Annotated in this window: 4 protein-coding genes; 2 read left to right on the plus strand and 2 right to left on the minus strand. The window is 68.2% G+C overall.

Features of this window, described 5'->3' with window-relative positions; all coding sequences use genetic code 11:
- Positions 1-180: 180 nt before the first annotated feature.
- Both ACIRR8_RS10875 and ACIRR8_RS10880 read right to left on the minus strand, forming a co-directional pair.
- Positions 181-2,448: a heterodisulfide reductase-related iron-sulfur binding cluster gene (locus ACIRR8_RS10875; protein WP_404061843.1), complete on the minus strand. Its 2,268-nt coding sequence runs from the start codon at positions 2,446-2,448 to the stop codon at positions 181-183.
- Between the two features lie 95 nt (positions 2,449-2,543).
- A complete protein-coding gene (locus ACIRR8_RS10880) occupies positions 2,544-3,149 on the minus strand; it encodes a sugar transferase (RefSeq protein WP_404062566.1) in 606 nt (201 codons plus the stop codon).
- Between the two features lie 514 nt (positions 3,150-3,663).
- Here ACIRR8_RS10880 and dnaK point away from each other — a divergent pair.
- Both dnaK and grpE read left to right on the plus strand, forming a co-directional pair.
- Positions 3,664-5,520: a molecular chaperone DnaK gene (gene dnaK, locus ACIRR8_RS10885; RefSeq protein WP_356756035.1), complete on the plus strand. Its 1,857-nt coding sequence runs from the start codon at positions 3,664-3,666 to the stop codon at positions 5,518-5,520.
- On the plus strand, positions 5,517-6,167 hold the full coding sequence (gene grpE, locus ACIRR8_RS10890) for a nucleotide exchange factor GrpE (protein WP_404061846.1): 651 nt from the start codon (positions 5,517-5,519) through the stop codon (positions 6,165-6,167). The genes dnaK and grpE overlap by 4 nt, the downstream gene beginning before the upstream one ends.
- The last annotated feature ends 155 nt before the right edge of the window (positions 6,168-6,322 follow it).

Consider the following 6,322-nt stretch of genomic DNA (forward strand, 5'->3'; position numbering starts at 1 on the left):
GTTCGTGGTGTGGCTGCCGTTCGTGGCGGGTCCGGTCCCGGCACCGCCACATGATGCTCCAGATGCGCCCGCGCGTACATGTCCGGGATCACACGCTCCGCCCGCGGCCTCCGGCACGGAAAGAGCGGCCGGTCCTGCCCCCGAGGCAGGTCCGGCCGCTCACCACGCCGATGCGTTACGTCACTTTGCCGGTTCGGGCTCCGGTGCGTCCACCTGCTCCGCGTCGCCGGTCGGGTCGACGGGCGTCTTCACGGACTCCAGGAGGAGCTGCGAGACGTCCACGACCTGGATGGACTCCTTGGCCTGGCCGTCGTTCTTCTTGCCGTTGACCGAGTCGGTCAGCATGACCAGGCAGAACGGGCAGGCCGTCGAGACGATGTCCGGGTTGAGGGCGAGGGCCTCGTCGACGCGCTCGTTGTTGACGCGCTTGCCGATCCGCTCCTCCATCCACATCCGGGCACCACCGGCGCCGCAGCAGAAGCCGCGCTCCTTGTGGCGGTGCATCTCCTCGTTCCGCAGACCGGGGACCTTCGCGATGATCTCGCGCGGCGGGGTGTAGATCTTGTTGTGACGGCCCAGGTAGCACGGGTCGTGGTACGTGATCAGGCCCTCGACCGGGGTCACCGGGATCAGCTTGCCCTCGTCGATGAGGTGCTGGAGCAGCTGCGTGTGGTGGATGACCTCGTACTCGCCGCCGAGCTGCGGGTACTCGTTGGCGATCGTGTTGAAGCAGTGCGGGCAGGTCGCGACGATCTTCTTCGACGACTTGGGCTTCTTCGTCGACGCGTCCTCGTCGTCTTCGCCGTACGCCATGTTCAGCATGGCCACGTTCTCCTGGCCGAGCTGCTGGAACAGCGGCTCGTTGCCGAGACGGCGGGCGGAGTCACCGGTGCACTTCTCGTCGCCGCCCATGATCGCGAACTTGACGCCCGCGATGTGCAGCAGCTCCGCGAAGGCCTTGGTGGTCTTCTTGGCCCGGTCCTCCAGGGCGCCGGCGCAGCCGACCCAGTACAGGTAGTCGACCTCGGTGAGGTCCTCGACGTCCTTGCCGACGATCGGGACCTCGAAGTCGACCTCCTTGGTCCACTCCACGCGCTGCTTCTTGGCCAGCCCCCAGGGGTTGCCCTTCTTCTCCAGGTTCTTGAGCATCGTGCCCGCCTCGGACGGGAACGCGGACTCGATCATCACCTGGTAGCGGCGCATGTCGACGATGTGGTCGATGTGCTCGATGTCGACCGGGCACTGCTCGACGCAGGCGCCGCAGGTGGTGCAGGACCACAGCACGTCCGGGTCGATGACGCCGTTCTCCTCGGCGGTGCCGATCAGCGGGCGCTCGGCCTCGGCGAGGGCGGAGGCGGGGACGTCCTTGAGCTGCTCCTCGGTGGCCTTCTCGTTGCCCTCCATGTCCTTGCCGCCGCCGGCCAGCAGGTACGGGGCCTTGGCGTGCGCGTGGTCGCGCAGCGACATGATCAGGAGCTTCGGGGAGAGCGGCTTGCCGGTGTTCCACGCGGGGCACTGCGACTGGCAGCGGCCGCACTCGGTGCAGGTGGAGAAGTCGAGGATGCCCTTCCAGGAGAACTGCTCGACCTGGGAGACACCGAAGGTGTCGTCGTCGCCCGGGTCCTCGAAGTCGATCTCCTTGCCGCCCGACGTCATCGGCTGGAGCGCGCCGAGCGCGACCTCGCCGTCGGCGTTCCGCTTGAACCAGATGTTCGGGAAGCCGAGGAAGCGGTGCCAGGCGACACCCATGTTCGTGTTGAGCGAGACCGTGATCATCCAGATCAGCGAGGTGCCGATCTTGATCATCGCGGTGAAGTAGATGAGCGTCTGGAGCGTGCTGACGCTCAGCCCCTTGAAGGCGAGGACCAGTGGGTACGACACGAAGTACGCGGCGTCGTAGCTGTCGACGTGGTGGATCGCGCCCTCAAGGCCGCGCAGCGTGAGGATCGCGAGGCCGATGATCAGGATGATGTACTCGACGAAGTACGCCTGCCAGGCCTTCGAGCCGGCGAAGCGTGACTTGCGGCCGGCCCTGGAGGGCAGGTTCAGCAGCCGGATCACCATCAGTGCGACGATGCCGACGACCGTCATCAGGCCGATGAACTCGATGTACATCTCGAACGGCAGGAACGTGCCGATGATCGGCAGCACCCAGTCCGCCTGGAAGAGCTGTCCGTACGCCTGGAGCAGCGTCGGCGGCAGCGTCAGGAAGCCGATCGCGACGAACCAGTGCGCGAAGCCGACGATGCCCCACCGGTTCATCCGGGTGTGGCCGAGGAACTCCTTGACCAGCGTGATCGTGCGGGCCTTGGGGTCGTCGGTGCGGCTGCCTGCTGGTACCGGCTGTCCGAGACGGACGAAGCGGTAGATCTGCGCGACGGCTCGGGTGATGAGCGCAACGCCGACGACCGTCAGCACCAGCGACACGATGATCGCGGCGAGTTGCATTTCGGGGCTCCTCGGGCCTGCGAGAGCGGGATCCAGTTACGACTGCCCACTACTACTAAGCAGTAACTTAATTAGTCTGTGCTGACACTATCCACTTAGTCCACCCGGCTGTAGCCGGGCGGGCGGTGATCTGTGTCGCTCAGGTGTGCCTTGGTTGACCGTGCCTTCCCGGGCGCCGTCCGCAGGGTGGTGCGTACGGCTTCCGCGAGAATCGCCAGGTCGAGTACCACTCCATGGTGCTCTGCGTAGTGCTGGTCCAGCAGGGCGGGGTCGTCCCACGGCATGCCGGAGCGGGCGCGCACCTGCGCCGGTCCGGTCAGTCCCGGCCGCAGCTCCTGCCGCCACTGCCGGGCCCCGGGCCACGCCGCGCGCGGATCGCCCGGAGCCAGCGGAGCCGGTCCCACGAGGGAGAGGTCGCCCCGGACGACGTGCGGCAGCCGGGAGAGCAGGCCGAGCCGGAACCGGCGGGTCCGCAGGGTGCGCAGCGTGAAGACCCGGCCGCCGAGCCCCGTACGGGAACTGCGCTCCCATACGGCGCCGGGGCCCCGGCGGAGCGCGAGGACGAGGGCCCCCAGGGCGACGGCCGGGGCGGTCGCGATCAGGAGGGCGGTGCCGAGCGTCAGGTCCAGCACCCTCTTGGGCGACGCGCGGAGGGCGAGGCGGTCCGCGAGGTGACCGGCCCGGTCGGTGAGGCCGGCCAGGTGTGCGGCGGGCCGGGAGGGGAAGTGGCCTCGGGCGGTGCCGGTGGGGTGCGGGGCGCGCCTTCGGGGGGCGGGCCCGGTGGCGTACGGAGGCAGTGAAGGCGCGGGTGCGGGTGGCCGGGGGGCGGCCACGGCTTCGGCCCGGGACGGAGGCTGTTCCCTCCGGCTGTGCTGTTCGTGCCGCCCCTGCTGCCTCTGCCGCTGCTTCTTCCTCTGGTTCTTCTGTCGCACGCGCCGCTGTCTCGCGTTCCGCATCGCGCCCGCCCGGGGTTCGGAGTCCGATGGAGTGCCTGATGGTGTGCCCGTACCAGCCGATCGAGGACGTTTGCGACCGTCTCGCGGCATTTTGTGACAGAACGATCCCACGGTGGGATGGTGGGGCGGGGGAGCGGCGCGATGGTGACGTGTATCCGCATCTAAGTTGAGTGAGGTCGACTCAGGTCTGTTGACTCCTGCGTCGGTGTCATGCATTCTTGAGTCAGATCCACTCAAGTAGTCAGTTGGAGGAATTGAAATGGCACGTGCGGTCGGCATCGACCTGGGCACGACTAACTCCGTCGTCAGCGTTCTCGAAGGCGGCGAGCCCACCGTCATCACCAACGCCGAAGGCGCCAGGACCACGCCGTCCGTCGTCGCCTTCGCCAAGAACGGCGAGGTGCTCGTCGGCGAGGTGGCCAAGCGCCAGGCGGTCACCAACGTCGACAGGACCATCCGCTCCGTCAAGCGCCACATGGGCACGGACTGGAAGATCGACCTCGACGGCAAGAGCTTCAACCCGCAGCAGATGAGCGCCTTCATCCTGCAGAAGCTGAAGCGCGACGCCGAGTCCTACCTGGGCGAGAAGGTGACCGACGCGGTCATCACCGTCCCGGCGTACTTCAACGACTCCGAGCGCCAGGCGACCAAGGAGGCCGGTGAGATCGCGGGCCTCAACGTCCTGCGCATCGTCAACGAGCCGACCGCCGCCGCGCTGGCGTACGGCCTGGACAAGGACGACCAGACGATCCTCGTCTTCGACCTCGGTGGCGGCACCTTCGACGTGTCGCTCCTGGAGATCGGCGACGGCGTCGTCGAGGTGAAGGCCACCAACGGTGACAACCACCTCGGTGGTGACGACTGGGACCAGCGCGTCGTCGACTACCTGGTGAAGCAGTTCGCCAACGGGCACGGCGTGGACCTGTCCAAGGACAAGATGGCTCTCCAGCGTCTCCGCGAGGCCGCGGAGAAGGCGAAGATCGAGCTCTCGTCCTCGACCGAGACCACGATCAACCTGCCCTACATCACGGCGTCCGCCGAGGGCCCGCTGCACCTGGACGAGAAGCTCACGCGCTCGCAGTTCCAGCAGCTGACCTCGGACCTCCTGGACCGCTGCAAGACCCCGTTCCACAACGTCATCAAGGACGCGGGCATCCAGCTCTCCGAGATCGACCACGTCGTTCTCGTCGGTGGCTCCACCCGTATGCCGGCCGTCGCCGAGCTCGTCAAGGAGCTGACCGGTGGCCAGGACGCCAACAAGGGCGTGAACCCCGACGAGGTCGTCGCCATCGGCGCCTCGCTCCAGGCCGGTGTCCTCAAGGGCGAGGTCAAGGACGTCCTGCTCCTCGACGTCACCCCGCTCTCCCTCGGCATCGAGACCAAGGGAGGGATCATGACCAAGCTCATCGAGCGCAACACCACGATCCCGACCAAGCGTTCCGAGATCTTCACGACGGCCGAGGACAACCAGCCGTCCGTGCAGATCCAGGTCTACCAGGGCGAGCGCGAGATCGCGGCGTACAACAAGAAGCTCGGGATGTTCGAGCTGACCGGTCTGCCCCCGGCCCCGCGCGGTGTGCCGCAGATCGAGGTCGCCTTCGACATCGACGCCAACGGCATCATGCACGTCGCCGCCAAGGACCTCGGCACCGGCAAGGAGCAGAAGATGACCGTCACCGGCGGCTCCTCACTGCCGAAGGACGAGGTCAACCGGATGCGCGAAGAGGCCGAGAAGTACGCGGAGGAGGACCACGCCCGCCGCGAGGCCGCCGAGTCGCGCAACCAGGGCGAGCAGCTCGTCTACCAGACGGAGAAGTTCCTCAAGGACAACGAGGACAAGGTCCCCGGTGACGTCAAGACGGAGGTGGAGACCGCTGTCGGCGAGCTGAAGGAGAAGCTCAAGGGCGAGGACACCGCCGAGATCCGTACGGCCACCGAGAAGGTCGCCGCCGTCTCCCAGAAGCTGGGCCAGGCGATGTACGCCAACGCCCAGGCCGAGGGCGCGACGCCGGGTGCCGAGGCTCCGGGCGGCGACGGCCAGGCCAAGGCCGATGACGATGTCGTCGACGCCGAGATCGTGGACGACGAGAAGGACACCAAGGGCGGTGCGGCGTGACCGAGGAGACCCCGGGCTTCGAGGAGAAGCCCGACGTCCCCTCCGGCGCCACCCCTGATGACGCCGAGCCGAAGGCTGCCGCACCCTCCGAGGAGGAGGCGGCGGCCCCGGCCGGGGACACCGATCCGACCGTTGGCCTGACGGCCCAGCTGGACCAGGTCCGTACGGCGCTCGGCGAGCGCACCGCGGACCTCCAGCGGCTCCAGGCCGAATACCAGAACTACCGCCGCCGCGTGGAGCGGGACCGGGTCACGGTCAAGGAGATCGCCGTCGCGAACCTCCTGTCCGAACTCCTTCCCGTACTCGACGACGTCGGCCGCGCACGGGAGCACGGCGAGCTGCTCGGCGGCTTCAAGTCGGTCGCCGAATCGCTGGAGACGGTCGTCGCGAAGCTGGGCCTCCAGCAGTTCGGCAAGGAGGGCGAGCCCTTCGACCCGACGATCCACGAGGCCCTGATGCACAGCTACGCGCCGGACGTCACCGAGACGACCTGCGTGGCGATCCTCCAGCCGGGGTATCGCATCGGCGAGCGCACCATCCGCCCCGCGCGGGTGGCCGTCGCCGAGCCGCAGCCGGGCGCCACGCCCGCGGCGGCCAAGGAAGAGAAGACAGACGACGAGGAGAGCGGTGGCACCGAGGAGGTCTGACGACACCACGTCCGACCACCGCGGTGCACACCGACCGGTCCGGGGGCCCGCCCCCCGGCCGGCCCCCCCGCCCCTCGGGCGGGAGGCGGGGCCGCGATGTGCACCCACGCCATCGTCGAGAACGTCAACAACAACGGACACCGCCGCCCCCAAGG

Origin of the sequence: Streptomyces sp. NPDC101178, assembly GCF_044767965.1 — a bacterium.
Classification (GTDB): domain Bacteria; phylum Actinomycetota; class Actinomycetes; order Streptomycetales; family Streptomycetaceae; genus Streptomyces.

Excerpts from the sequence above, each read along its gene's own strand:
- ACIRR8_RS10875 (WP_404061843.1), bottom strand. The coding sequence starts at position 2,448 with ATGCAACTCGCCGCGATCATCGTGTCGCTGGTGCTGACGGTCGTCGGC.
- dnaK (WP_356756035.1), top strand. The coding sequence starts at position 3,664 with ATGGCACGTGCGGTCGGCATCGACCTGGGCACGACTAACTCCGTCGTC.